Genomic DNA, 23,945 nt, shown 5'->3' on the forward strand with positions numbered 1-23,945 from the left:
CACAGCACGACAGGCACGAAAAGCGATACGGGAGCCTGCCCCAACAGGTTCCCCGCCCACCGACTTGGGCCGGTCGTCGATCGCGCTGGACTCCGCCGGGTCCAGCGCGATCTCTTTTTTGTGCGGGCGCGCGCCGGGAAACGCCTCCGGTGCGGCGCCCGCGAAGCTCCCCCGAAAGGAGGGCCCCCGGCCGCACGGGCCGGCCCGGCACCTCCTCCGGTCGGGTGCAATTGCACATATTAAATTGACCGGGTGCCGGAAGGGGCCGAGTTCCCTCATCCGCAAAACTCTTTCGGTGACACCTGTCACAACGCGACGGACTTGTCACTCATCGTGCCACTGGGGTAATGAACCGGGGCGTAACGCCACGCCGTTGGTGCCCGGCGCGGTACGGGGCACAGCGCCCTTCAGCGCAGGACGGGCCCGCCGCCCTCGCGCGGCTCGCCACCCGACTCCTGCGCGAGCCGCAGCAGCCGGTGGCACACGGGGCAGTGCCGGGTCAGGTGGCGGTAGCCGGCGGCCGCGGAGAGGTGGGCGCGCAACAGCGCCCGCGTCGCGTGCCGGATGCCCTCGGCCCGCTGGTCGCCGGTCCGCGGGTCGCCGGCCTGCCGGTCGCCGGTCCGTGGATCGCCGGTCCGGGTGGTCGTCGTCATCGAGCGCAGCACCTCCCACCCACTGGGTACCCCTGGCACGTGTCGCAGTCAAGGACGAACGCAGAAGGCCCGGATCCGTCGTACGACGGATCCGGGCCTTCAACCGGTGCGGTCCTGACGGGATTTGAACCCGCGGCCTCCACCTTGACAGGGTGGCGAGCACTCCAAACTGCTCCACAGGACCTTGCTGTGCTTTCCCCTTCCGGGGGCTGCGAAGCAAGACTCTACAGCAGGTCAGGGGGTGCGGTCGAACCAGCGCGGTGAGGCGTGCGGCACACGCCCCCCACCCGTCTCAGGGCGCCAGCTTGTCGATCGCCTTCACGATGCGCTTGTCCGACACCGGGTACGCCGTGCCGAGCGCGTGCGCGAAGTAGCTCACCCGCAGCTCCTCGATCATCCAGCGGATCTCCCGGGCCTCCGCCGGCACCGGCCGCCCCTTCGGGAACTGCTCCAGCAGCCACGCGTACTCGTCCTGCATCTCGTGCACCTTGGCCATCCGCGCCCGGTCCCGCTCGCCGCCCGTCGGCAGCTGCGTCAGCCGGCGGTCCACCGCCACCAGGTACCGCAGCAGGTCCGGCAGCCGCCGTACGCCGTGCTCCGTCACGAACCCCGGCTTGACGAGCGCCGACAGCTGCTCCCTGATGTCCGCCAGGGACGTCAGCAGCACCGGGCTGTTCGTCGCCTTCAGCCGGCGCTCGCACGCCTGCCAGGCGGCCAGCACCTCCTGCACCCGGCGGACGGTCAGCAGCGTCTCGTCCACGATGTCGGCCCGCACCGCGTCGAACAGCTTCCGGAAGGACTCCTCGTCCCACGCCGGGCCGCCGTGCGCCGCGATCAGCTTGTCCGCCGCACCCGCGACGCAGTCGTCGAACAGCGCCTGCACCGAGCCGTGCGGATTGGCCGACAGCGCCAGCTTCTGCTGGTTGCCCAGCTTGTCCTGGGCGAACTTCGCCGGGTTCGACGGCAGGTTCAGCAGGACCAGCCGGCGCGTACCGCGCCACATCGCCTCCCGCTGCTCCTCCTCCGTGTCGAAGAGCCGTACGGCCACCGAGGCACCCTCGTCCACCAGCGCCGGGTACGCCTTGACCGGCTGGCCCGCGCGCCGCGTCTCGAAGGTGCGCGGCAGCGTGCCGATCGTCCACGACGTCAGGCCCGAGCGCTGCTCGGGCGCCGCGGCACCGCCACCGGCGGCCCCGGACCCGGCCTTCGCGCCCCGGGTGCCCTTCGCGCCCTTGGCGGCCGTCGTGGCCTCCTCGAAGGCCCTGCTGATCGCCGCCTGCGTCTTCGGCTTGAGCCGGACCCGCAGCTCCTCCAGGTCCTTGTCCTCGGCGATTTTCCGGCGGCGCTCGTCGACGACCCGGAACGTGATCTTGAGGTGGTCGGGGACGCGGCCGGCGTCGAAGTCCTCCGGCTCCACCCGGACACCCGTCATCCGGTGCAGCCGGTGCGCCAGCGCCACCGTCAGCGGCTGCTCCGGCACCTCCCCGCCCAGCTCCGCCAGGAACCGCTGCGCATAGTTCGGCGCGGGCACGCAGTGCCGCCGCACCGCCTTCGGCAGCGACCGGATCAGCTCCGTCACCAGCTGCTCCCGCAGCCCCGGGATCTGCCAGTCGAAACCGTCGGCCGACACCTGGTTGAGCACCTGGAGCGGCACATGCACCGTCACGCCGTCCGCGTCCGCCCCCGGCTCGAACTGGTACGTGACCTTGAACTTCAGCCGGCCCTGCCGCCACGCGTCCGGGTAGTCGGCCTTGGTGACCGCCTCCGCGTTCTCGTTGATGAGCATCGAGTGCTCGAAGTCGAGCAGCTGCGGCTCCTCGCGCTGCTTGTGCTTCCACCACGAGTCGAAGTGCGCGCCCGAGACCACGTGCTCCGGCAGCCGCTGGTCGTAGAAGTCGAACAGCGTCTCGTCGTCCACGAGGATGCCGCGGCGCCGGGCCCGGTGCTCCAGCTCCTCGACCTCCTCCAGCAACTTGCGGTTGTCGTGGAAGAAGCGGTGGTGCGTCCGCCAGTCGCCCTCCACCAGCGCGTGCCGGATGAACAGCTCACGGCTGGTCTCCGGGTCGATCCGGCCGTAGGTGACCTTGCGCTGCGCCACGATCGGCACGCCGTAGAGCGTCACCCGCTCGTACGCCATCACCGCCGCCTGCTTCTGCTCCCAGTGCGGCTCGCTGTACGTGCGCTTCACCAGGTGCTGCGCCAGCGGCTCGACCCACTCGGGCTCGATGCGCGCGTTCACCCGCGCCCACAGCCGGGACGTCTCCACCAGCTCCGCCGACATCACCCAGCGCGGCGGCTTCTTGAACAGCGCCGACCCGGGGAACACGGCGAACTTGGCACTCCGCGCCCCCAGGTACTCGTTGTTCTTGTCGGTGTCCTTCAGGCCGATGTGGGAGAGCAGACCCGCCAGCAGCGACTGGTGCACACGGTCCGCCGGGGCCTCGTCCTCCGACAGGTGGATGCCCATGCCCTTGGCGACCGTACGCAGCTGGTAGTAGATGTCCTGCCACTCACGTATGCGCAGGTAGTTCAGGTACTCCTGCTTGCACATCCGGCGGAACGCCGACGACGACAGCGTCTTCTGCTGCTCGCGCACGTACCGCCACAGGTTCAGGAAGGCGAGGAAGTCGCTCGTCTCGTCCTTGAACCGGGCGTGCTGCTGGTCGGCCTGCTGCTGCTTCTCCGCCGGCCGCTCCCGCGGGTCCTGGATCGACAGCGCCGCCGCGATCACCATCACCTCGCGGACACAGCCGTTCTTGTCGGCCTCCAGCACCATCCGCGCCAGCCGCGGGTCCACCGGCAGCTGCGCCAGCTTCCGGCCCAGCGGCGTCAGCCGCTTCTTCGGGTCCTTCTGCTCCGGGTCCAGCGCGCCCAGCTCCTGGAGCAGGGCCACACCGTCCTTGATGTTGCGCCGGTCCGGCGCGTCGATGAACGGGAACTTCTCGATGTCGCCCAGGCCGGCCGCGGTCATCTGGAGGATGACGGACGCGAGGTTCGTGCGCAGGATCTCGGCGTCGGTGAACTCCGGCCGGGAGAGGAAGTCGTCCTCCGCGTACAGCCGGATGCAGATGCCGTCGCTCGTCCGGCCGCAGCGGCCCTTGCGCTGGTTGGCGCTGGCCTGCGAGACCGGCTCGATCGGCAGCCGCTGCACCTTCGTGCGGTGGCTGTAGCGCGAGATCCGGGCGAAGCCCGGGTCGATCACGTACTTGATGCCCGGCACCGTCAGCGACGTCTCGGCGACGTTCGTCGCCAGCACGATGCGGTGCAGCGTCTGGTTGCCCGGCCGCTGGAAGACCCGGTGCTGCTCCGCGTGCGACAGCCGCGCGTACAGCGGCAGGATCTCCGTGAACGGCAGCTTCTTCTTCTCCAGCGCGTCCGCCGTGTCGCGGATCTCGCGCTCACCGGAGAGGAAGACGAGGACGTCGCCCGGCCCCTCGCGGCGCAGCTCGTCCACGGCGTCGCAGATCGCGGTGATCTGGTCGCGGTCCGCGTCGCCGCTCTCCTCTTCGAGGAGCGGCCGGTAGCGGACCTCCACCGGGTACGTCCGCCCGCTGACCTCCACGATCGGCGCATCGCCGAAGTGGCGGGAGAAGCGCTCCGGGTCGATCGTCGCCGACGTGATCACGACCTTGAGGTCGGGGCGCCGGGGGAGCAGCTGGGCCAGATAGCCGAGCAGGAAGTCGATGTTGAGGCTGCGCTCGTGCGCCTCGTCGATGATGATCGTGTCGTACTGGCGCAGGTCACGGTCGGTCTGGATCTCCGCCAGCAGGATGCCGTCGGTCATCAGCTTGACCATGGTCGTGTCGCCGACCTGGTCCGTGAACCGCACCTTCCAGCCCACCGCCTCGCCCAGCGGCGTCCGCAGCTCCTCGGCCACGCGCTCCGCCACCGTACGGGCGGCGATCCGGCGCGGCTGGGTGTGACCGATCACACCCCGTACGCCGCGGCCCAGCTCCAGGCAGATCTTGGGGATCTGGGTGGTCTTGCCCGAACCCGTCTCACCCGCGACGATCACGACCTGGTGGTCGCGTATCGCCCGGAGGATGTCGTCCTTCTTCTGGCTGACCGGCAGCGCCTCGGGGTAGCTGATCTCCGGTACGGCCGCACGGCGGGCCGCCACGCGCAGCTCGGCGGCGCCGGTCTCCGCCGCGATCTCGGCCAGGACGGCGGCCCTGGCCTCGGGCTTGCGGATACGGCGCGCCCCGTCCAGCCGGCGGCCCAGCCGCTGCGCGTCGCGCAACGTCAGCTCGGGCAGGCGGGCGGCCAGGTCGGCGAAAGTGGCGGTGGCAGGCTGCGTAGACATACGCCACCCAGCATCGCACCAGCCCCGGGCGGGGGGCGAACGCATTTGGGGCGGGGGCGGGGACGTGGGCGGCGGGCCGGAATGGAAAGGGGGCGCGGGCCGGAAAACACTGAGGCCCCCATCTCGCGATGGGGGCCTCACTGTGGCTGGGGCCGGGGTCGAACCGGCGACCTTCCGCTTTTCAGGCGGACGCTCGTACCAACTGAGCTACCCAGCCGAGCGACCACGAGGGTCGCAGCGGTCCTGACGGGATTTGAACCCGCGGCCTCCACCTTGACAGGGTGGCGAGCACTCCAAACTGCTCCACAGGACCTTGCTTCATCCGGTCGGTGCGCGAGAACAAGTCTCGCACACGTTCCAGGGTGCCCCCAACGGGATTCGAACCCGTGCTACCGCCTTGAAAGGGCGGCGTCCTGGGCCACTAGACGATGAGGGCTGATGGCCCACCTGGGCGCCTCGTCGGCGCCTCGGGGACGTGAGAAGCATATGGGATGCGAGGAGGTATCGCCAAAACGGTTTGCCGCGGGGTTTGCGGCGGCCCCGCCCGGAGGGGTCCCGGCGGCCCCGCGCGGGGACAATGGCGGCGTGCTGGAGATGACGCGCGAGGAGTTCGAGGAACTGGTCGCCGAGGGCCTGGACCGGATCCCGCCGGAGCTGACGCGGCTGATGGACAACGTCGCCGTGTTCGTCGAGGACGAGCCCGAGGGGGACCACCCCGACCTGCTCGGCCTGTACGAGGGCACGCCGATCACCGAGCGCGGCGAGTGGTACGCCGGGGTGCTGCCCGACCGGATCACGATCTACCGCGGCCCGACGCTGCGCATGTGCGCGACGCGGGAGGAGGTCGTGGAGGAGGTCGAGGTGACGGTGGTTCACGAGGTCGCCCACCACTTCGGCATCGACGACGACCGGCTGCACGCCCTGGGCTACGGCTGACGGGCACGGGGACGCCGCCCCGCCCGCGTGTCCTGCGCGGCCCGGCGCCAGTTGGGCAGGGGGCATGTCCCCTGCATCAGAAGGCGGTCCCACCCATGCGCCCACCCCTGCGCGCACCCTCAGCGCACGCGACAGCGTTCACCCGGCTCGCGGCCGTGGCCGCGGCCACCCTGGCCCTGGGCGGGTGCATGAGCGTGAGCGACCCGGGACACCCCTCGCCCTCGGAGGCGGCCAGGCACCGCGAGGCGGGCTCGGACCCCGACGGGGGCCTGCGGATGCCGGGCGGCCGGCCGGGCCGGGCCGACAACAAGGCGGCGAAGGGCGGGGCGAGCGGCAGCCCCGCGGCGAAGGGCGGCCGCTCCGGTACGCCGTCGGCGAGCCCGTCGGCGGCGGAGAGCTCCCCGCCGCCGGGGCGGGCCGGGAAGCCCGCCGGGCCGTCCCGGCCGACGGCCGGCCCGGCGCCGGCCACGCAGGGCCCGGCGCGGCCGCCGGCGCCCTCCCAGCCGCCCACCCAGCCCCCGGTCACCCAGGCGCCGCCGACCCCGCCCTCGCAGCAGCCCCCCACGACGCAGCCGCCCTCGCAGCCGGGTCCGGGGCAGTCGTCGTAACCCGTCGCCGTAACCCGCCGCCGTAACCCGTCCGGCCCCTCCGACCTGGGGGGCTTGCGCTCCGGGCCCAGGAGTGCGTATGGTGGCAGATCGTTTGATCCCATTTGCCCGGCGCCCTGTGAGAAGCGCGTCGTGTGGCGCGTTCCTTACCTTGCCGTGGCTGACCGCATCGAGGCGGTCATTTGTGAAGCCGACACGGAGTACTGGGCGCGTGCCGAAACTCCGGAAGGTTTTCGCATTTCGCATGTCCATTTCCCCTGACACCACCGCCATGCCCGAGGCCGTCGAGACCGCCGAGCTCGTCGAGGTCACCGAGGCCATCGAGACCGCTCCGGCCGCCGAGGCCGTCGAGCCCACCGAGACCGCCGAGCCCACCGAGCCGCAGATCACCTTCGCCGACCTGGGCCTGGACGAGGCCGTCGTCCGCAAGCTCGCGCAGAACGGTGTCACCACGCCCTTCCCGATCCAGGCCGCGACCATCCCGGACGCCCTGGCCGGCAAGGACATCCTGGGCCGCGGCCGCACCGGCTCCGGCAAGACCCTCTCCTTCGGCCTGCCGCTGCTGTCCGTGCTGGCCGACGGCCACACCGAGCGCAAGCGCCCGCGCGGCCTGATCCTCACCCCGACCCGCGAGCTGGCGATGCAGGTCGCCGACGCCCTCCAGCCGTACGGCGACGTGCTCGGCCTGAAGATGAAGGTCGTCTGCGGCGGTACGTCCATGGGCAACCAGATCCACGCCCTGGAGCGCGGCGTCGACATCCTCGTGGCCACCCCCGGCCGCCTCCGCGACCTGATCGAGCGCGGCGCCGCCTCCCTGGACAAGGTGCAGATCGCCGTCCTCGACGAGGCCGACCAGATGGCCGACATGGGCTTCCTGCCCGAGGTCACCGAGATCCTCGACCTGGTGCCGCCGGGCGGCCAGCGCCTGCTGTTCTCCGCGACGCTGGAGAACGAGATCGACACCCTGGTCAAACGCTACCTCGTCGACCCCGTCACGCACGAGGTCGACCCGTCGGCCGGCGCGGTCACCACGATGACCCACCACGTGCTCGTGGTGAAGCCGAAGGACAAGGCGCCGGTCACGGCCGCCATCGCCGCCCGCAAGGGCCGCACGATCATCTTCGTCCGCACCCAGATGGGTGCCGACCGCGTCGCCGAGCAGCTGCTCGACGCCGGTGTGCGCGCCGACGCGCTGCACGGCGGCATGACGCAGGGCGCCCGCACCCGGGTCCTGGAGAACTTCAAGGCCGGCCAGGTCAACGTCCTGGTCGCCACCGACGTCGCCGCCCGCGGCATCCACGTCGACGGCATCGACCTGGTGCTGAACGTGGACCCGGCCGGTGACCACAAGGACTACCTGCACCGCTCGGGCCGCACCGCCCGCGCCGGCCAGTCCGGCACCGTGGTCTCCCTGGCCCTGCCGCACCAGCGCCGCCAGATCTTCCGCCTGATGGAGGACGCGGGCGTCGACGCCTCGCGCCACATCGTCGGCGGCGCCGGCGCCTTCGACGAGGACGTCGCCCGCATCACCGGCGCCCGCTCCCTGACCGAGGTCCAGGCCGACTCCGCCGCCAACGCCGCCAAGCAGGCCGAGCGCGAGCTGCGCGACCTGACCCGCGCCCTGGAGCGCGCCCAGCGCCGCGCCACCGAGCTCCGCGAGGAGGCCGACCGCCTCCTGGCCCGCGCCGCCCGCGAGCGCGGCGAGGACCCGGACGAGGCCCTGGCCGCGGCCGCCGAGGTCGCCGCGGCCGAGGCGGCGAAGGAGGCCGAGGCCGAGGCCCGCGCCGAGGCCGCGGCCGCCGCCCCGCGCATCCCGTCCCAGCCGGGCCGCGAGGACCGCGACCGGGACCGCGGCGACCGCGGTGGCTTCCGCCGTGACGACCGTCGCGACGACCGTGGCGGCTTCCGCCGTGACGACCGTCGCGAGGACCGCGGTGGCTTCCGCCGCGAGGAGCGCCGTGACGACCGTGGCGGCTTCCGCCGCGAGGAGCGCCGTGACGACCGTGGCGGCTTCCGCCGGGACGACCGTCGCGACGACCGCCGTGACGACCGCGGTGGCTTCCGCCGTGAGGACCGTCGCGACGACCGTGGCGGCTTCCGCCGGGACGAGCGCCGTGACGACCGTGGCGGTTTCCGCCGGGACGACCGTCGCGACGGTGGCTTCCGCCGCGAGGAGCGCCGTGACGACCGCGTGGGCGGCGGCTTCCGCTCCGGTGGCAGCGACCGTCCGTACAACCGCGACCGCCGCGACGACCACCGCCCCTCCGGCGGCTTCCGCTCCGGCAACGCCGACCGCCCGTACGGCCGTCGGGACGACCACCGCGGCGGCTCGTCCTTCGACCGCCGCACCGACAAGCCGCGCTGGAAGCGCAACGGCTGACACCACCAGCTGATATGAGGGCCCGTACGGCGTTCCACGCCGCACGGGCCCTCGTGCGTGACCGCCCCGGACACGTGTGTGACCCACAACGACTCCGGCTCCGGCGGCGGTCCGGGCTATGCTGCGGTGTACGGGCCGTTAGCTCAATTGGCAGAGCAGTGGACTTTTAATCCATTGGTTGTGGGTTCGAGTCCCACACGGCCTACCGCCCGATGAGGTCGCGACACCGTCTCTGACCTGCATCTTCTCGCCCCGGCTGGGTTTCTCCAGCCGGGGCGAAGACATGTCTGGGGCCTCATGTGAGCCCGAAGTGAGCCCGGCAGCGTCGGGGTTACCGGCCGAGCGGGCCCGGGGCGCCAGGCACGCGGCGTTCTCCGCGACTTCCCCGTCGGTCTCCGGCAGCAGCCTCGTGCAGCTATCCGAGATCGGCGTGATGGTGGTGTGCCGCAGCATCTCCTTGATCTTGTGGAGATCGCCGCCGCGCGACGCAGATCACGCGGCGTCCGGGTGCGGCCGGCTGCGGAACGGCCACAGTGGCGCTGTCGAGGGCGCCCCCGACCTCGGGTGCTCCAGTCGTCCGGAGCACCCGCTATGGCCCGTCAGTCGTCCTGGCACAGAACGATGCTCAAATTGCTGGGCTCGTCGCTCCGCGACAAGAACAGCGCGTCTCCGTGTTCGTCGTCCGCCACCAGGGCCTGGAGGTCGAGCAGCGTCATGTCCTCCCCCTTCCGCTTGGCGCCATGCCCTGACACTTCCCGTCCGGCAGGCCCCCGAACCTGGCCGTCCCCGAACTTGAGGGCGGCAGCATCGCGGGGAAAGCGGCGTCCCCCATGTCCCCGCGACCGGTCGCATCTCGCGCACCGGCCGGGCCTCCGGCGCCCCTACGGCGTCAGGCCGCCCCCGTGCTCACCGCGCGCCGGCCTCGCCGGCCAGGGCCCGCTCGTACGCGTGGAAGCCGTCCTCGACCCCCAGCAGCACGTCGTTGAAGGTCAGGTAGCCCTCGGCGACGATCGGGGTGTCCCGCAGTGCCTCGATCAGGAAGTAGTACGCGCCCAGGTCGTCGGTCTCCAGCACGGCGAAGTCCGAGAACCGGCCGTTGAACGCCTCGGCGTCGTAGAAGCGTGCGGTGACCCGGCCGGCGTGGGCGGCGAAGACCGGCTCCAGGTGGGTCTCGCGCAGGGTGTTGCGCTGCTCGCGGGAGAGGGCGAGCCAGCGCGGGGTGACGGTGTAGGTGAGGACGATGCCGTACTTCATGGGGACCCCCGGGACATGAGTCGGTTAACGAGTTAACGGCGTTAACTTTCAGGCCGTAGGGTAAAGTGAAACCCGTTAACTTTGTCAAGTGAGCGAGCGGAAAGGGGCGGCCGGCCGTGTCGAGCACTCCGCGCACTCCGCGCACCGCCGTCGGCGGGCGCCGGCACCGCGTCCGTGAGGAGGCGCTGGCCGAGATCCTGCGCACCGGCAGGCGGCTGCTGGTCGAGGAGGGGCCGGGCGCCGTCACGCTGCGCGCGATCGCCCGCGAGATGGGGATGACCGCGCCGGCCCTGTACCGCTACTACGCCGGCCACCGGGAGCTGGTCCAGGCGCTGACCTCGTCGCTCTACGACGAGCTCGCCGACGCCCTGGCCGCCGCCCGGGACCGGCACCCGGCCGCCGGACCCGGGCGGCAGCTGCGCGAGGTGTGCCACGAACTGCGCGCCTGGGCGCTGGCCCACCCCCGCGAGTTCGGGCTGCTGTTCGCCAAGCCCGTCGCGGACGCCGACACCACGCCCGGCACGGTGGCGCACGACTCGGGCTGGCGCTTCGGCGGCGTGCTCCTCGGCCTGATGGTCGAGCTCTGGCGCAAGGGCGGCATCCGTCCGCCCACCGGCCTGGACCCGTCCTGGGCGGCCCAGCTGGAGGAGGTCCGCGAGCACCTCTCCGGCGCGCCCGTGCCGCTGGACGTCATCTACGTCTTCGTCGCCTGCTGGACGCGCCTCTACGGAACCGTGGCCGTCGAGGTCTTCGGCCATCTCGACTTCGCCCTCACCGACCCGGAACCGCTCTTCACCCACACGGTGGACGAGATCCTGGCGGCCCTGGGGGAACCGCGCTGAGGGCGCCGGCGGCCGGGTTCGGGATTCCTGCCGCCACGCCGTTCCGGTTGCGGACCCGGTCGTGGGGCGGGCGCTAGCGTGTCGGTTGGGAACGGGGCGGCCGGTCGGCTCCAGGGTCCTCTGGCCGGGTCCGGTGCGGTCCCGTTCCCGCCCTCCGCCGGCTACTTCGTGATCTTCGTGACCTGGCCGGCGCCGACGGTGCGCCCGCCCTCGCGGATGGCGAACTTCAGGCCCTCCTCCATCGCGACCGGCTGGATCAGCTGCACCGACATCGCCGTGTTGTCGCCCGGCATGACCATTTCCTTGTCCTGCGGCAGCGTCACCACGCCCGTCACGTCCGTCGTACGGAAGTAGAACTGCGGGCGGTAGTTGTTGAAGAAGGGGGTGTGGCGGCCGCCCTCCTCCTTCGACAGGATGTACGCCTGCCCCTCGAACTCCGTGTGCGGCGTCACCGAACCCGGCTTGATCACACACTGGCCGCGCTCGACGTCCTCGCGCTTGATGCCGCGCAGCAGCAGGCCGACGTTCTCACCGGCCTGGCCCTCGTCGAGCAGCTTGCGGAACATCTCGATGCCGGTGACGGTCGTCCTCGTCGACTGCTCGCGGATGCCGATGATCTCGACCTCCTCGTTGACGCGCAGCACCCCGCGCTCGATCCGGCCCGTGACCACCGTGCCGCGGCCGGTGATCGTGAAGACGTCCTCGACCGGCATCAGGAACGGCTTGTCCGTCTCGCGCTCCGGCTGCGGGATCGCCTCGTCGACCGCTGTCATCAGGTCCAGGACCGACTTGCCCCACTTCTCGTCGCCCTCCAGCGCCTTCAGCGCGGAGACCTTGACGACCGGAGCCCCGTCGCCGTCGAACTCGTACTCGCTGAGCAGTTCGCGGACCTCCAGCTCGACGAGCTCCAGGATCTCCTCGTCGTCGACCATGTCGGCCTTGTTCAGCGCCACCACGATGTACGGGACGCCGACCTGGCGGGCGAGGAGCACGTGCTCCTTTGTCTGCGGCATCGGGCCGTCGGTCGCGGCGACCACCAGGATGGCGCCGTCCATCTGCGCCGCACCGGTGATCATGTTCTTGATGTAGTCCGCGTGGCCCGGGCAGTCGACGTGCGCGTAGTGCCGCTGCTCCGTCTGGTACTCGACGTGCGCGATGGAGATGGTGATGCCGCGCTGCCGCTCCTCGGGGGCCTTGTCGATGTTCTCGAAGGCCGAGACCTGGTTGAGGTCGGGGTAGGCGTCGTGGAGCACCTTGGTGATCGCCGCGGTAAGGGTGGTCTTGCCGTGGTCGATGTGACCGATGGTGCCGATGTTGACGTGCGGCTTCGTCCGCTCGAACTTCGCCTTCGCCACTGGGAACCTCCTGTTCACCTCAGCAGGACGAAGGAAGGCCGGCGGCGCCGATCCCTCGCGTCCTGAAATGTCCACATCGCGCTCACGCCCGTCAGGAACGCCCAGGGACGCCCAGGAACGTACAAACCCGCCGTACCAGTCGAACCCGTCGATACGCAGAGCAATGCACCCGTAACTCTATGGCGTCACAGCCTCGTGTGGCGCGCGCCACGTCCCCGGATGGGCGAGCGGTGGTGCCGAGGGGTCACCCGGGCGAGCGGGCGCCGGGCCCGCCCGGCGCCCGCGGGGGGCCGGGGTCCGCCTGGTGAGACGGCGGGCGAACGGTGCGACCCGTGCGGGTGGTGGCGCGCCGGTACTGGTCCGGGTTTGCGGAGGAATGCCGGAAGGCCGCCGGCCCGGCCGGCCCTAGGGTGTGCGCCCCCGGGGACCGGAAGTGCCGGAGGTAAGACGCCGTGAGGCATGCGCCATGAGGCATATCGCATGAGACACGTGCGGTTGCTGCGCTGCCGGCGCGTACGGGTGCTCTGGCTGTCCATGACCCTGTCCGTGCTCGGCGACCGGCTCTATGCCCTCGCCGCCATGTGGGTCGTCTACGACGCCACCGGCTCGTCCTCGCTCATGGGGCTGGTCGCCGCCGTCGAATCCGTGCCGTACGTCGTCGTCGGCGGCGCCGGCTCCGTCGTCGCCTGGTTCTCCTGCTGGCGCTCGCTGGCCTGGGTGGACGCCGTCCGCGCCCTCGTCGCCGCCGCCCTGCCGCTCCTCTGGTCCCCCGACCCGGCCGGGCTCACCCTCCTGCTCGTCATGGTGCTGCTGCTCGGCACCCTCAGCGCCGTCTTCGACCCCAACCTCGGCGCCCTCATACCCCAGCTCGTCTCGCCCGCCGAGGTCGAACAGGTCAGCTCCCTCTTCGACCTCACCGCCCGCATCGCGGCCGCCGCCGGCCAGGGCAGCGTCGGCGCGCTCCTGCTGCTCGTCTCGGAGATCCACCTCTTCGCCATCGACGGCTTCACGTTCGCCGTCTCGGCCCTCGCCCTCCACTGGCTCGCCCGCCAGCGCGTGACGGGGAGCGCCAGGGGTGCGGGGGCGCGCACGGGGGCGCGCACGGGGACGCGCACGGGGACGGGTGCGGGGGCGGGCGGGGGCGTGAGCGCGGGAGCGGGCGTCGGCTCGCGGGGCGCTCGCGGCCTGCGCGCCCTGGAGGGCCTCCTGCGCGCCGCCCGCGCCGCCTCCCCCCGGCGCCTCCTCCGCTCGCTACGGCGCGTACGCCTCCTCCCGCGCCCCGTACCCGTACTGCCGCCCCTGGGTCACAGCCCGCGCCCCGGTCACCGCCCAGTCCTCGGCCGCCGCCCAGGCCCCGGTCATCGCCCGCGCTCCGGCGCGCGCGTGCTCGCCGTGCGCGCCTGGCCCCTCCTGCGGGCGCACCCGCGCATCGGCATCGCCGTCGTCCTGCACGGCGCCGCCCTGTTCGCCGGCGCCGTCTCCACCGTCGGGCTGCCGCCCATGCTCGTCACCCGCTTCGGGCAGGGCGTGGCCGGATACGGGCTCGCCCTCGCCGCCACCGCCGCCGGCGGGCTCGTCGGCAACCTGCTCACCGGGCACCTGCCGCGCCGCGGCCCCTGGCTGCGCACGTACTGCCTGGCCTGGGTCGTCTCCGGGCTGTCGCTGGCCGGCCTCGGCGTCGCCGGCTCGCTCGTCCTCGTCGTCCTGCTGTGCGCCTCCTCCGGGCTGCTGCTGCCCGTCGCCGCCGTCACGCTGCGGGCCCGGCTGTCGCGGTTCGGGCCGGCGCAGCGGCTGCGGCTGCTGACCGTCGACCAGACCGTCAGCCGTACGGCGGCCACCGCCGGCCATCTCGTACTGCCGTTCGCCGTCGACGCCGCGCCCGCGCACTCCTTCGTCGTCGCCGGACTGCTGCTGTCGGCGCTGGCCGCGGCGGGCTGGTGGGCCGGTGCCCGCATCGCTTCCCCCGCCGGCGAGCCCTGACCGGCCGCGGGGCGGGCCGCGGCCGGATGCCGCCCCCCGGCGGGCAGTTGGTGAAAACTCCGCCCCGCGCCCGTGTTCGCGCCGCTACGGTAAGTGCGCGGGGAGGGGTGTCGTTTCGGGTCGCGCGGCGATCGCGCGGCGAAGGGTCGGGAGGTCGACGGGCATGGCGAAGACGCGAGCGGGCGGGGGCGAGGACGAGCACGACCGCGGGAGCGCCGCCCATGGCGAGCACGGCGAGCACGTCGAGCAGCTGCTGGGCCGCGCCCAGAACGGCTTCGAGATCGGCGAGCCCGTCCTGGCCCGGCTGCGCACCGCCCTGATGCACCAGGCCGAGCTCCGCTCCTACCGGCAGCGCAACGACGACGACCGGCCCCTGCGCTGCAACACCTACCGGCACATCTTCCTGCTCGCCGACGGCAGCAGCCTGCTGCTGTACGAGCTGGAGCACGACACGGGCCCGGAGGAGCACTACGTCTACGAGCTGTATGTGCACGAGAGCGCGCTGGAGGCCGCCGAGCGCCGGGTGCACGACCGCATCGGCGGCGGGGGCATCGGGCCCGACAGCGAGGCCGAGGAGCTGCCCGCCTGGCTCGCGGAGGAACTGCTGCTCGCCATGGGCCCGACCCGGCCGCGCCGGGAGTACGTCTCGGAGGCGTCGCCCGACCACGCGCGCCGGCTCCTGCGCCGGGCGGAGAACGCCGACGGCCCGGGGGAGGTGGTGCGCGAGCTGCTGCAGGGCGCGCTCGGCCACCACATCGCGCTGATCACCAAGCCGAGGCGGCGCGGCCCCGGGCGGGACGCCACCTGGTGCCGCTTCTACGAGCACGCCTTCCTGCTGGAGGGCGGCGGCGAGGTCAGCCTGTGGGAGCTGGAGCACAACATGACCGCCGACGGCCGGCTCGTGTGCGAGGTCTACCTCGACGAGGCGGAGGCCGAGGTCGCGGCCGACCGGCACGCACGGGCGCAGGGGGTGGAGTTATAGGGCCGGACGCCGGGGCGCGCGCGGGCGGGGCGCGCGCCGGGCGCGTGGCACGCGATCCGGCGGTACGCCCGGCAGTGCATCCGGCGGTACGTCCGGCGGTACGTGATCCCGCCCACGTACCGCCCCACAGCGCCGAATGCCCGTGCTACGCTGAATCGAAGTTGCAGTTGTGGTACCCATGAACTTGTGTGCGCCTCGGCCATGTAGCCGAAGGCGCATTTTTGTTTTCGCCGGTCTTACCGGTCCGGGAACCCACCCATTCAAGAAGGAGAAACGGACATGGCGACTGGCACCGTGAAGTGGTTCAACGCGGAGAAGGGCTTCGGCTTCATCGAGCAGGACGGCGGCGGCGCCGACGTCTTCGCCCACTACTCGAACATTGCCTCCACCGGCTTCCGCGAGCTCATCGAGGGCCAGAAGGTCCAGTTCGACGTCACCCAGGGCCAGAAGGGCCTGCAGGCGGAGAACATCGTCACCCTGTGACGCAGCGCGAGGTCGCCGCATGACCTCGCCCCGTACACCGGGGCCCGCAACGCCACTGCGTGCGTGCGGGCCCCGTTGTCACACCCGTACGCGTACGGCCCGTACGCGTCACCCGCGTCCCGCGACGCACCCGTACCCCGTTCGTCCACCCCAGGGGGCCCGCACCCCATGAGGGAAGGTCCCCTTATGCCCAGCTCCTTCGCCGGTCTCGGCCTCCCCGAGACCCTGCTCGACGCGCTCGCCCGCGAGGGCGTCACCGAGCCGTTCCCCATCCAGGCCGCCACGCTGCCCAGCTCGCTGGCCGGCCGGGACGTCCTGGGCCGCGGCCGCACGGGATCGGGCAAGACCCTCGCCTTCGGCCTCGCGCTCCTCACCCGCACCGCCGGTTTCGTCGCGGCGGGCACGCGCGCCGACCGGGGGCAGCCGCTCGGCCTCGTCCTCGTGCCGACGCGCGAGCTGGCCCAGCAGGTCACCGACGCCCTCCAGCCCTACGCGAACGCGCTCGGCCTGCGCACCACCACGGTCGTCGGCGGCGTGTCCATCAACCGCCAGGCCCAGGCCCTGGCCCGCGGCGTCGACGTGGTCGTGGCCACGCCGGGCCGGCTCGCCGACCTGATCCAGCGCGGCGACTGCGGGCTCGGCCGGGTGGCCGTGACGGTGCTCGACGAGGCCGACCAGATGGCCGACATGGGCTTCCTGCCGCAGGTCACGCGGCTGCTCGACCAGGTGCGCCCGGACGGGCAGCGCATGCTGTTCTCCGCCACCCTCGACCGTGACGTGGACCGGCTCGTGCGCCGGTTCCTCACCGACCCCGTGACGCACTCCGTCGACCCCTCGGCGGGCGCCGTCGTCACCATGGACCACCACCTGCTGCACGTCGCCGACGTGACCGTGAAGAAGGCCGTGGTCACGTCGATCGCCGCCCGCGAGGGCCGCGTCATCATGTTCGTCGACACCAAGCGCGGTGCCGACCGGCTGGTGAAGCGGCTGCTGTCGCAGGGCGTCCGGGCCGCGGCGCTGCACGGCGGCAAGAGCCAGCCGCAGCGCGACCGGACGCTGGAGCGGTTCCGCACCGAGCACGTGACCGCGCTGATCGCGACGAACGTCGCGGCGCGCGGCATCCACATCGACGGCCTCGACCTCGTCGTGAACGTCGACCCGCCGGCCGACCACAAGGACTACCTGCACCGCGGCGGGCGCACCGCCCGCGCGGGCGAGACGGGCACGGTCGTCACGCTGGTGCTGCCCGAGCAGCGCCGCGAGACGAGCCGGATGATGGCGACGGCGAAGATCAAGCCGGGGGTCGCCTCGGTGACGGCGCAGGCTCCGGAGCTGGCGCGCATCACGGGCGCGCGGGAGCCGAGCGGTGTGCCGGTGACGATCGACGCTCCGGCGCCCGCGCCGGCGCCCAAGGCGGCTTCGGCCAAGCGCCGCTCGCGGGGCCGCGGCAGCGCCGCCCGGGCCGAGGGCCTCTCCGGGAACGGCAACGGGAACGGGAGCAGCAACGGGAACGTGGCCGGCAACGGCAACGGCAACGGCAACGGCAACGGCAACGGGCGCGGTGGCGGGCGCGGGGGCAGTGCCTCCGCCCGTCCGTCCGGCCGTACGTCCGGCAAGGCGTCCGGCAAGGCGACCGGGCAGCAGCAGAGCCGCGACGAGAACCGGCAGACCGGCCGCCCGGCGCGGAACAAGCTGTCCTCCGCCGCCCCCACCGCCGCCCCGGCCGCGGGTGCCGCGCATCGCCGCCGGCGCCGTGCCGCTCCCGGCGGCGGTCAGCGGGCCGGCGCGCCGCGCCCCGGCGCGGGCGACGGCGGCCGCGGCCGCTGAGCGCCGGGTGACGAGGGTGACCAGCGGGTGAGCAGCGGGTGGGCACGCAGGTGACCCACCCGCGCGGCAGCTCTCCGCCGCACCCTTCCCCCACACGGCCGAACGCCGATTCGCCAGCGCAAGCGACAGCCGCCAAGGTAGGTGCGGACAGTCGCCCCGTGCCCAAGGCTCGCCCCGGGTTCGGTGCGTCGTCCGGTGACCTGGTGACCTGGTGGGCCTCGTGAGGAGAGCGTGCGCACGGTGGGGAAGCGAAACGGACCCGCGGTCCGCCCGGACCGGCTCCCCGTGCATCCGCTCCGGGGCCTCGTGCGCTGGCTGCCCGCCGCGCTCATCGCCGGCGGCGTCCTCTTCGACCTGCTGACGCCGGCGAAGTACTCGTCCGCCCCGTTCTTCATCTCCGCCCCGCTCGTCGCCGCCGCGCTGCTCGCCGGCCGCGCCACGCTCGGCGCGGCGCTGGCCGCGCTGGCCGCCACGGTCGTCCTGGCCTTCGTCCGGCCGGCGCCGGAGGTGGGGGAGTCGCTGACGGAGGTGGTGACGGAGCTGACCGTCGGCGTGCTGGCGCTCTGCATCAACCGGATCGTGCGCAGCAGCGTGCGGAAGCTCGCCTCGGCGCGTTGCATCGCGGAGGCGGCGCAGCTGGCCGTCCTGCCCGCGCCCCCGGCGCGCATCAGCGGGCTGCGCGTGGCGGCCCGGTACGTCGCGGCGGAGGCAGACGCCCGCATCGGCGGTGACCTGTACGCGGTGCAGGACACCCCGCACGGCGTACGCGTCATCGTCGGCGACGTCCGCGGCAAGGGGCTGGGCGCGGTCGAGGCGGTGGCGGTGGTCATCGGCGCGTTCCGGGAGGCGGCGGAGCAGGAGCGCACGCTGGAGGGGCTCGCCGCGCGCCTGGAGCGCGCACTGCAACGGGAGGGCGCACGGCGCCCGAGCCTGGATGCGGCCGAGGGCTTCACCACCGCGGTCCTGGCCGAGGTGCCGCCCGGCGGCTCGGTGCTGCGCATGGTCAACCGCGGCCACCCGGCGCCCCTCCTCCTGCACCCGGACGGCCGCGCCCGCGAGGTGTCCGGAGCCGCCCCCGCCCTGCCGCTGGGCATGGGGGAGCTCGGCACGTGGCCGGACAAGGTGACGGAGTGCGCCTTCCCGGCGGGCGCGACGTTGCTGCTCTTCACCGACGGGGTCACCGAGGCCCGGGACGCGGACGGCTCGTTCTACGACCCGCAGGGGCTGCTGCACGGCCGGCAGTTCCGCAACCCCGAGGCGCTGCTGGACGCGCTGACGGCCGACGTGGCCCGGCATGCCGGCGGGCGGGCCGCCGACGACATGGCTCTGCTCGCCATCCGGCGCGGCGACGGCCGGCACCGCCCCGCCGTCGTCGGCAGCGCCCTCGCACAGACGACGGCCCGTACGCCCTCCCGTGCGGTCCGCGTGCAGGCGGGGCGCACCGACTGACGGCCGTACCGCCACTGACGCCTCGTCAGTGCCACGGTGCGCGGCGCGCGTTCGCCCGGCGCATTCACCCGTTCGGCTGCCACCGGCCCCGCGGGTCCATTAGCGTTCGACAACGCGGAAACTCAGCGGAAACGCAGCACGGTCGTCGTGCCGCCGGAAGGCGGCAGGAAGGAGTGCTCCTCCTGTGACGTCCAACGACCTTGCCCCCGGCGGAGGTTCCCCCGTCCGCCGCCCCGATTCCCCGTCTTCCCCGTCTCCTCCGTGTCCCCCGTCTTCCCTGTCGCCTCACCTCGGCGACCCCTCTCCTCCCGTCGGCCTCTCCTCTCGGGGCGACGGCCGGCCCGCGCGCGGCCGGCACCGCGCGCCCAAACAGCGCGGCGGTTCGGTGGCGCGCGGTGGTGCGGCGCTGGGCGTCGGCGTCATCGCGGCGGTCGGCGCCGGCGGCGTGGCCGAGGCCGCCGGGGCCCAGGGCCGGCCGGGGGACCCGGCCCCCTCGGCGAACGTCGCCCAGCGGACGCCCGGGCCGCGCACCCTGCCGGCCCGCGAGGTGGTGGTACCGGCCGACACGCCGGTCGTGGAGGTCGTGTTCAGCACCGCCGACGCCGGTGAGGCGTTGCGGGTGCGCATCCTGCAACAGGCCGAACGGCAGCGGACGGAGGCCGACGAGTCGCTGCGGCGGAGCGCCTTCCACACGGCGGCGGAGCAGCAGCGGAAGGCGGCGGCGGAGAGAGCGGAGGAGCACCGGGCGCGGACGGCGGCGGCTCAGCAGGCCACCGCCAAGGAGAAGGCCCGGAAGGCCCGGGCGGCGGCCCCTGCCCGGAACGCGGCCGTCACCCGGAAGCCGGCCGCCGCCCCACCCCCGCCACGGAAGGCCCCCCAGCACCGCACGACGCAGCACCAGCCCCAGGCCCAGGCCCAGCACCGGGCGGCGCCCGCGCCGCGTACGGCCCCGCACACACCACCGCGCGCCGCCCCGCGTACCGCACCGCGCGCCGCCCCCCGCACAGCCCCCGCCGGCACGCGGGCGCTCGCCGGGGGCCCGTATGCCACGTACACGCTCCCCGTGGGCGCGTACACGCTCACCGCCGGGTTCGGGCAGGCCGGCAGCCACTGGTCGGCGCGCCACACCGGCGAGGACTTCGCCGCGCCGACCGGTACGCCGGTCAAGGCGGTGAGCGGGGGCAGGGTGACGTCGGCGGGCTGGGCCGGCGCGTACGGCTACCGGATCGTGCAGACGCTCGAGGACGGTACCGAGGTCTGGTACTGCCACCTCTCCTCCATGGTCGTCACGTCCGGGCCGGTGGCGCCCGGCACGGTGATCGGCCGGGTCGGGGCGACCGGCAACGTCACCGGGCCCCACCTGCACCTGGAGGTGCGGCCGGGCGGCGGCGGCCCGGTGGACCCGCTGGGCTGGCTGCGGGGGAGGGGGCTGGACCCGTAGGCCCGTAGGGGCCCGGTGGAGGGGGGCGTGCGGGCCGTGCACGGCGCGAGTGCGGGCCCGGCGCGCGCCGCAAGCGCAACGAGGCAGCCGGGTTATGTAGCAGTCCGACCGGTTGTGCCGGGAATGTTCTGCCGATGACCGGGAAATCAGAGCATGTGACGACGACGAGCCCGAGGACCCCAGAGTCGCCGAGGACGCCGCGAACGGTCACGACCTCCGTTCCCGCCCGCCTCGACCGCTTGCCCTGGTCACGCTGGCACTGGACGGTCGTGATCGGGCTCGGGACCGTCTGGGTGCTCGACGGCCTGGAGGTGACGGTCGTCGGCAATATCGCCGGCCGCCTCTCCGAACAGGGCAGCGGCCTGCCGATCACGTCCGGCGGCGTGACCGGTGTGGCCGCTGCGCTGTATGTGGCGGGAGCCTGCTCGGGCGCGCTCTTCTTCGGCCGGCTGACGGACCTGTTCGGCCGGAAACGGCTGTTCATGGTCACGCTCGCCGTGTACCTGAGCGCGACGGCGCTGACCGCCCTCTCCTACTCCTCCTGGTGGTTCTTCGCCTTCCGCTTCATGACCGGCTTCGGCATCGGCGGCGAGTACGCGGCGATCAACTCCGCCATCGACGAACTGATCCCGGCCGCCTACCGGGGCCGCGTCGACATCATCATCAACGGCAGCTTCTGGCTCGGCGCGATCGCCGGTTCGCTGCTGTCGATCCTCATGCTCGACACCAGCATCTTCGCCAAGGACATCGGCTGGCGGCTGACGTTCGGCCTGGGCGTCATCCTCGGCATGATGATCCTCTTCGTCCGCCGGCACGTGCCGGAGAGTCCACGCTGGCTGTTCATCCACGGCCGCGGCGAGGAGGCGGAACGGCTGGTCACGGCCATCGAGAAGCGGGTCGTCGCCGAGAAGGGAGAGCCGCTGCCGCCCGCGAAGGGCCGCTTCACCATCCGGGAGCGGCACAGCTTCGGCTTCCGCGACATCGCCCGCACGGTGTTCTCCGACTACCGCCGGCGCGCGGTGCTCGGCCTTGCGCTCTTCATCGGCCAGGCGTTCCTGTACAACGCCATCACCTTCGGCTTCGGCGCCATCCTCACCCGGTTCTTCGGCGTCTCCACGTCGTCCACCGGCTACTTCTTCGCCGTGATAGCGGTCGGCAACTTCCTCGGGCCGCTGTTCCTGGGGAAGCTGTTCGACACCCTCGGCCGGCGCATCATGATCACGTCGACGTACCTGCTGGCCGGGCTGCTGCTGTTCGGCACGGCGTGGCTGTTCGGCGCCGGCCGGCTGAACGCGGTCACGCTCACCGCCTGCTGGGCCGTCGTGCTGTTCTTCGCGTCGGCGGGCGCCAGCAGCGCGTACCTCACCGTCTCCGAGATCTTCCCGATGGAGACCAGGGCCATGGCCATCGCCTTCTTCTACGCGGTGGGCACGGCGGCGGGCGGCATCAGCGGCCCGCTGCTCTTCGCGTCGCTGACCCGCGGCGGCGTCGTCGGCGACACGGTGCTGGCCTTCGCCATCGGCGCGGCGCTGATGTGCCTGGGCGGTGTGGTCGCGGCGTTCCTGGCCGTACGCGCCGAGGGCCGCTCCCTCGAGGACATCGCCGCGCCCCTGTCGGTCAGCCCCCCGGAACCCCTGCCCGCCCCGGCGCCGGCGGACTAGCCGGCACCGGAAGGAGGCGGGCGATGACGATCGGTATCGGCAGCCTGGAGGTCCACCCCCTGGCCCTGGGCGGTAACGTCTTCGGCTGGACGGCCGACGAGAAGGAGTCGTTCGCCGTCCTCGACGCCTACGCGGACGCCGGCGGCAACTTCGTCGACACGGCGGACATCTACTCCGCATGGGTGCCGGGCCACCGGGGCGGCGAGTCCGAGACCATCATCGGCGCGTGGCTGGCCGCGCGCGGCCACCGCGACGACGTCGTCGTCGCGACGAAGGTGGGCGGCGGGCATCCGGAGCCGCGCGGGCTGTCCGCGGCCGCCATCAGAACCGGTGCCGAGGAGTCGCTGCGACGGCTGCGCACCGACCGCATCGACCTCTACTACACCCACTTCGACGACCCGTCGGTGCCGGTCGAGGAGGTCATCACGACGCTGGACGGGCTGGTGAAGGAGGGCAAGGTCCGCGAGATCGGCGCGTCGAACATCTCCGCCGAGCGGCTGGCGGCCTCGCTGGAGTTCTCCGACGCGTCGGGGCTGGCGAAGTACGTGGCCCTCCAGGTGCAGTACAACCTGGTTTCCCGTGAAACATACGAGGGCGCGCTCGCCGAGGTGGCCGCACGCCACGGCGTGGCGGCGGTGCCGTACTTCGCGCTCGCGCAGGGCTTCCTGACGGGCAAGTACCGGCCGGGCGCCCACGTGGACAGCGCCCGCGCGGGCCGCGCCGCGGCCTACGGCGACACGCCCCGCGGCCGCGCCGTCCTCGCCGCCCTCGACCAGGTGGCCGCCGCCCACGACACCGAACCCGCCACCGTCGCCCTGGCCTGGCTCGCCGCACGCCCGACGGTCGCCACCCCGCTGGCCAGCGCCCGCACGACCGACCAGCTGCCGGCGCTGCTGGCCCTGACCGAACTCCACCTCACGGAGGACGAGCTGGCGCTCCTCACCGCGGCGTCGGAACCCTCCTGACCACGGCCCACGAGGCCAGCGCCACCCCGCCCGCCACGGCGAACACGGACGGCCACGCCCCGATCTTCTTCGCCAGCGGATGCGACCCCGCGAACGCCGCCACGTACAACCCGCTCAACCCGGCCGCCGCCGCGCCCCCAGCACTGTCCTTCCACTCCCGCGCCGCAGCCACCCCGGCCCCCGCCAACGCCACCCCACCCAACGCCCGCCGCCCACTCCACCGAGCCAAGCCATACCCCCCGACCAGCCCACCAGCAGCAATCACCGCACCAGGAACCTTCACCATGGCCATGCCCTCCAGCTCGGTTGTCCTCTGCTGGTGAGGCTAACTCCCGCCTGGAGCAGGGCAGCAGGGGGGCGCGCCGGCGATCAAGGGCGCAGCCCCCGTGCCGAGCTGACGACCGCGGCGATGTCGGCGGCCACGGTGACCGGGTCCTCGTGCTCCCAGAACCGCAGCACCGTCCATCCCGCCTCGGTGAGACGCTCGGTGGTCTCCCGGTCGCGCGTCATGTTGCGGTCCAGCTTCTGGCGCCACCATTCGGCGTTGGCCTTGGGGCTGGTGGCGTGCTGCGGGCAGCCGTGCCAGAAACAGCCGTCGAGGAAGACGGCCACCCGCACGCCCGGGAAGGCGATGTCGATGGTCCGCCGCGGCATGCCCGGCACGGGGCGGTGCAGCCGGAAGCGGTGCCCTTCGCGGTGGAGCAGGCGCCGCACGGCGACCTCCGGCGCGGTGTCACGGCTGGCCTGGCGACTCATCCGTGCAGAGACATCGGGCGAGGAAGGAAGAGCGGGCACGCCTCCATTCTGCCGTGGCGGAGGTCGGTCA

General features: G+C 73.0%; 19 protein-coding genes and 5 tRNA genes. 12 read left to right on the plus strand and 12 right to left on the minus strand.

From position 1 onward, the window contains the following. Positions 1-407 precede the first annotated feature (407 nt). From IE305_RS32985 to IE305_RS13935, 6 genes are all read right to left on the minus strand, one after another. Positions 408-566 (minus strand): DUF6274 family protein, encoded by a 159-nt coding sequence (locus IE305_RS32985; protein WP_229890952.1) that lies wholly within the window; start codon positions 564-566, stop codon positions 408-410. A 196-nt stretch (positions 567-762) separates the two neighbouring features. After that, positions 763-837, minus strand: a tRNA-Asp gene (locus IE305_RS13915). A 108-nt stretch (positions 838-945) separates the two neighbouring features. Further along, on the minus strand, positions 946-4,956 hold the full coding sequence (hrpA, locus tag IE305_RS13920; RefSeq protein ID WP_190129828.1) for an ATP-dependent RNA helicase HrpA: 4,011 nt from the start codon (positions 4,954-4,956) through the stop codon (positions 946-948). A gap of 143 nt (positions 4,957-5,099) precedes the next feature. Then, a tRNA-Phe gene (locus IE305_RS13925) sits at positions 5,100-5,173 on the minus strand. Between the two features lie 21 nt (positions 5,174-5,194). Beyond that, a tRNA-Asp gene (locus IE305_RS13930) sits at positions 5,195-5,269 on the minus strand. 50 nt (positions 5,270-5,319) lie between these two features. Next, positions 5,320-5,392, minus strand: a tRNA-Glu gene (locus IE305_RS13935). Positions 5,393-5,541: 149 nt separating this feature from the next. Between IE305_RS13935 and IE305_RS13940 the strand changes: the two genes are divergently transcribed. After that, on the plus strand, positions 5,542-5,892 hold the full coding sequence (locus IE305_RS13940) for a metallopeptidase family protein (protein ID WP_190129829.1): 351 nt from the start codon (positions 5,542-5,544) through the stop codon (positions 5,890-5,892). Positions 5,893-5,968: 76 nt separating this feature from the next. Here the strand turns inward: IE305_RS13940 and IE305_RS13945 are convergent, their stop codons facing one another. Further along, complete coding sequence (locus IE305_RS13945) at positions 5,969-6,457, minus strand: hypothetical protein (protein ID WP_190129830.1); 489 nt, start codon at positions 6,455-6,457, stop codon at positions 5,969-5,971. A 287-nt stretch (positions 6,458-6,744) separates the two neighbouring features. Between IE305_RS13945 and IE305_RS13950 the strand changes: the two genes are divergently transcribed. Then, on the plus strand, positions 6,745-8,880 hold the full coding sequence (locus IE305_RS13950; RefSeq protein ID WP_190129831.1) for a DEAD/DEAH box helicase: 2,136 nt from the start codon (positions 6,745-6,747) through the stop codon (positions 8,878-8,880). A 132-nt stretch (positions 8,881-9,012) separates the two neighbouring features. Then, positions 9,013-9,085: transfer RNA gene (locus IE305_RS13955), tRNA-Lys, on the plus strand. A gap of 394 nt (positions 9,086-9,479) precedes the next feature. Here IE305_RS13955 and IE305_RS13960 read toward each other — a convergent pair. Together IE305_RS13960 and IE305_RS13965 are read right to left on the minus strand one after the other, a co-directional pair. Beyond that, positions 9,480-9,596 (minus strand): SapB/AmfS family lanthipeptide, encoded by a 117-nt coding sequence (locus IE305_RS13960; RefSeq protein ID WP_190129832.1) that lies wholly within the window; start codon positions 9,594-9,596, stop codon positions 9,480-9,482. Positions 9,597-9,786: 190 nt separating this feature from the next. Beyond that, positions 9,787-10,134, minus strand: coding sequence for a darcynin family protein (locus IE305_RS13965; RefSeq protein ID WP_190129833.1), 348 nt, complete (start codon positions 10,132-10,134; stop codon positions 9,787-9,789). A gap of 116 nt (positions 10,135-10,250) precedes the next feature. Between IE305_RS13965 and IE305_RS13970 the strand changes: the two genes are divergently transcribed. After that, on the plus strand, positions 10,251-10,976 hold the full coding sequence (locus tag IE305_RS13970) for a TetR/AcrR family transcriptional regulator (RefSeq protein ID WP_190129834.1): 726 nt from the start codon (positions 10,251-10,253) through the stop codon (positions 10,974-10,976). Positions 10,977-11,137: 161 nt separating this feature from the next. Here IE305_RS13970 and tuf read toward each other — a convergent pair whose 3' ends face one another. Then, positions 11,138-12,331 carry an elongation factor Tu gene (gene tuf, locus IE305_RS13975; protein WP_190129835.1) on the minus strand — a complete coding sequence of 398 codons (1,194 nt, stop codon included), beginning with the start codon at positions 12,329-12,331 and terminating at the stop codon, positions 11,138-11,140. A gap of 480 nt (positions 12,332-12,811) precedes the next feature. Here tuf and IE305_RS13980 point away from each other — a divergent pair, with 480 nt between their 5' ends. The 8 genes from IE305_RS13980 to IE305_RS14015 all read left to right on the plus strand — a co-directional run bounded on the left by IE305_RS13980 (position 12,812) and on the right by IE305_RS14015 (position 23,119). Beyond that, complete coding sequence (locus IE305_RS13980) at positions 12,812-14,311, plus strand: MFS transporter (protein WP_190129836.1); 1,500 nt, start codon at positions 12,812-12,814, stop codon at positions 14,309-14,311. 163 nt (positions 14,312-14,474) lie between these two features. Continuing rightward, positions 14,475-15,293: a DUF6227 family protein gene (locus tag IE305_RS13985; RefSeq protein WP_229890920.1), complete on the plus strand. Its 819-nt coding sequence runs from the start codon at positions 14,475-14,477 to the stop codon at positions 15,291-15,293. 279 nt (positions 15,294-15,572) lie between these two features. After that, the gene (locus IE305_RS13990; RefSeq protein ID WP_190129837.1) at positions 15,573-15,776 is read left to right on the plus strand and encodes a cold-shock protein; all 204 of its coding nucleotides are present in this window, start codon (positions 15,573-15,575) and stop codon (positions 15,774-15,776) included. A 168-nt stretch (positions 15,777-15,944) separates the two neighbouring features. After that, positions 15,945-17,603, plus strand: a complete 1,659-nt coding sequence (locus IE305_RS13995; protein ID WP_190129838.1) for a DEAD/DEAH box helicase — start codon at positions 15,945-15,947, stop codon at positions 17,601-17,603. A 285-nt stretch (positions 17,604-17,888) separates the two neighbouring features. Next, entirely contained in the window at positions 17,889-19,052 is a 1,164-nt protein-coding gene (locus IE305_RS14000) for a PP2C family protein-serine/threonine phosphatase (protein WP_229890924.1), read from the plus strand. A gap of 385 nt (positions 19,053-19,437) precedes the next feature. After that, positions 19,438-20,493, plus strand: coding sequence for a M23 family metallopeptidase (locus IE305_RS33485; RefSeq protein ID WP_268255925.1), 1,056 nt, complete (start codon positions 19,438-19,440; stop codon positions 20,491-20,493). Positions 20,494-20,627: 134 nt separating this feature from the next. Next, a complete protein-coding gene (locus IE305_RS14010) occupies positions 20,628-22,154 on the plus strand; it encodes an MFS transporter (protein WP_190129840.1) in 1,527 nt (508 codons plus the stop codon). 23 nt (positions 22,155-22,177) lie between these two features. Then, entirely contained in the window at positions 22,178-23,119 is a 942-nt protein-coding gene (locus tag IE305_RS14015) for an aldo/keto reductase (protein WP_190129841.1), read from the plus strand. Here the strand turns inward: IE305_RS14015 and IE305_RS32995 are convergent. Beyond that, positions 23,094-23,405, minus strand: coding sequence for a hypothetical protein (locus IE305_RS32995; RefSeq protein WP_229890953.1), 312 nt, complete (start codon positions 23,403-23,405; stop codon positions 23,094-23,096). The two genes, IE305_RS14015 and IE305_RS32995, sit on opposite strands and share 26 nt — an antisense overlap. A gap of 83 nt (positions 23,406-23,488) precedes the next feature. Further along, positions 23,489-23,875, minus strand: coding sequence for a very short patch repair endonuclease (locus IE305_RS14020; RefSeq protein WP_190129842.1), 387 nt, complete (start codon positions 23,873-23,875; stop codon positions 23,489-23,491). Positions 23,876-23,945: the final 70 nt, after the last annotated feature.

The sequence above is a fragment of the Streptomyces mashuensis genome, from assembly GCF_014654785.1.
Lineage (GTDB): Bacteria > Actinomycetota > Actinomycetes > Streptomycetales > Streptomycetaceae > Streptomyces > Streptomyces mashuensis.

Excerpts from the sequence above, each read along its gene's own strand:
- IE305_RS14015 (WP_190129841.1), top strand. The coding sequence starts at position 22,178 with ATGACGATCGGTATCGGCAGCCTGGAGGTCCACCCCCTGGCCCTGGGC.
- hrpA (WP_190129828.1), bottom strand. The coding sequence starts at position 4,956 with ATGTCTACGCAGCCTGCCACCGCCACTTTCGCCGACCTGGCCGCCCGC.
- IE305_RS13985 (WP_229890920.1), top strand. The coding sequence starts at position 14,475 with ATGGCGAAGACGCGAGCGGGCGGGGGCGAGGACGAGCACGACCGCGGG.
- IE305_RS14010 (WP_190129840.1), top strand. The coding sequence starts at position 20,628 with ATGACCGGGAAATCAGAGCATGTGACGACGACGAGCCCGAGGACCCCA.
- IE305_RS13965 (WP_190129833.1), bottom strand. The coding sequence starts at position 10,134 with ATGAAGTACGGCATCGTCCTCACCTACACCGTCACCCCGCGCTGGCTC.
- IE305_RS13950 (WP_190129831.1), top strand. The coding sequence starts at position 6,745 with ATGTCCATTTCCCCTGACACCACCGCCATGCCCGAGGCCGTCGAGACC.
- IE305_RS13990 (WP_190129837.1), top strand. The coding sequence starts at position 15,573 with ATGGCGACTGGCACCGTGAAGTGGTTCAACGCGGAGAAGGGCTTCGGC.
- IE305_RS13960 (WP_190129832.1), bottom strand. The coding sequence starts at position 9,596 with ATGACGCTGCTCGACCTCCAGGCCCTGGTGGCGGACGACGAACACGGA.
- IE305_RS13995 (WP_190129838.1), top strand. The coding sequence starts at position 15,945 with ATGAGGGAAGGTCCCCTTATGCCCAGCTCCTTCGCCGGTCTCGGCCTC.
- IE305_RS14020 (WP_190129842.1), bottom strand. The coding sequence starts at position 23,875 with ATGAGTCGCCAGGCCAGCCGTGACACCGCGCCGGAGGTCGCCGTGCGG.
- IE305_RS13980 (WP_190129836.1), top strand. The coding sequence starts at position 12,812 with ATGAGACACGTGCGGTTGCTGCGCTGCCGGCGCGTACGGGTGCTCTGG.
- IE305_RS32995 (WP_229890953.1), bottom strand. The coding sequence starts at position 23,405 with ATGGTGAAGGTTCCTGGTGCGGTGATTGCTGCTGGTGGGCTGGTCGGG.